This is a genomic window from Frankia sp. CgKIO3, assembly GCF_977946435.1.
Genome location: NZ_CDWTMO010000013.1, coordinates 1 through 1787 on the forward strand (window position 1 = coordinate 1; position 1787 = coordinate 1787).

Consider the following 1787-nt stretch of genomic DNA (forward strand, 5'->3'; position numbering starts at 1 on the left):
CACACACCTACGTCTCGCTGGAAGGGCGATCAGAATCGGCCCGCTTCGTACCGTCTGACGGCTTCTCGGTCGGGTGGCCGGTCAGGTGGTGGGCACGGCCGCGTCGGCGCGTGGCCGGACGAGGGTGAACCGGTCGAACGGGACCGGCGTCGGTGCACTGGAGTCGTACACGGTCACCCGGATGCTCGTCGAGCCGCCCGGTTCACCTGGATCCACCTCGAAAGCCGCGAAGGCGTATGGATGCTCCGGTGCCCGGAAGGCGAGCCAGGGCGCGTCCTCCCTCGCCCGGGCCGATCGGCGATGCCACCCGCCGGGATCCTGTTCGTGCACGCCGACGATGACCCAGCAGGCGGGTGGATCGAACAGTGCGTGCGCGGACGGCGACGATGATCCTCCGGTCCCCACGAGCAGGTGGACGGTGCCCGCCGAGGTGTCGAGCAGGTCACCGGCCCCGCCGACAGCCGCGGCGCCCGCTCCGTCAGCGGTCTTCCGGGCGGGCGTCGTCGCATCGGGGACCGGGCGGGGAGTCCGGGTCGCGCTGTCCGGCACGACCCCGCGCAGCGGATGAGTGCGCTCGTAGTGGTGCTCGTGGCCGCAGAGCACCAGATCCACCTCGTAGGTGTCGAACAACGGCAGCCATTCCTCCCGGATACCGAGGTCGGCGCCGTTGTGCTCCGCCGCGGTCGACACCGCGGCGTGGTGCATGCCGACGACGATCCAGTCGATGCCGGAATCGGCGCGGGCCTGTTTGAGGGTCCGCTCCAACCAGGAGGTCTGCCGGCCGGCGGTGTACCCATGGAGGTAGACCCGCCCGCTGTCCTGATAGCAGACATCGGCGGCGCTGAGCATGACGAACCGCACGCCGCCGACGGTGAACGCGTACCAGAGCCCGGCGAGGTAGGCCTCCTCGTCGTGCTGGGGAAGGGCGAAGTAGGCCTGGTAGGGCGGCTAGCCCCAGCGCTCCGTTGCCCCGCTCGGTCTCATGGTTGCCGTTGTAGGGCATCCACGGCCGGAACCGGGCGGAGGAGCTGATCATCGTGAACCAGTCGAACCAGTCGCGAACCGGATCTGTGCGCTGGTTGGCGTACGACAGGTCGCCGTTCGCGAGGTTGAACAGCGGCGCGAGGCGTTCCACTCCGGTCACCACGTGGCGTGACGCGGCCGAGCCGTACGGGTCATGCGGCTCGTCGGTGCCCTGGTCGCCGAAGCAGGTGAAGCTGAAGGCGGCCCGGTGCCGTGGAGCCGTGCGGAACGACCCGTGGGCCAGGCCCCAGCGCCCGTCATGACCCACGTCATAGCGGTAGCCGGTAGCCGGCAGGAGGCCGGACAGGTGCGCATGGTGGGCGAAGACCACCTCGTTCGTCAGGGCGTCCGTGTAGGAACGGGTGAGCGCGGTCACCGAGCCGGTAGACCCGCCATCCGCCGGGCCGAACCGTACCTGGGGCCGTGGGACGGCAGTTCGGGTCAGCCACGAGACGACCATGGACGTGGCGGGATCAGAGCCGAAGGTCAGGTGAACGCCGAGCGCGACGTCGGGACTACCAGTCACCAGCGGAGCTCTCCGTTCGCCGAACCAGCAGTCCGAACCGTCCTCGGGGCGATGAAGTTGTGCCTGTGCTGTGCCGGCAACCGGACCCGATCTCGCCAGGTGCCCCGGCTGGCAAGGTGGTTATCCGGTGGCTGACATTTTCCCATATTCCGTTACCGGTCGTCGACTGAGCGGTGTGACCGAGCGATGTGTGAGAGAACGAACGTGTTCCAACTTTGGAGCGACCAGCCCGGATACG

At 68.8% G+C, this 1787-nt stretch carries 1 protein-coding gene and 1 pseudogene; both read right to left on the bottom strand.

Annotated elements, in window-relative coordinates; translation table 11 throughout:
- Positions 1 to 81: 81 nt before the first annotated feature.
- Entirely contained in the window at positions 82 to 861 is a 780-nt protein-coding gene (locus tag AC08OJ_RS03025) for a metallophosphoesterase (protein WP_476592057.1), read from the bottom strand.
- A 469-nt stretch (positions 862 to 1330) separates the two neighbouring features.
- Positions 1331 to 1483: pseudogene (locus tag AC08OJ_RS03030) on the bottom strand (fibronectin type III domain-containing protein); the annotation flags it as partial.
- Positions 1484 to 1787: the final 304 nt, after the last annotated feature.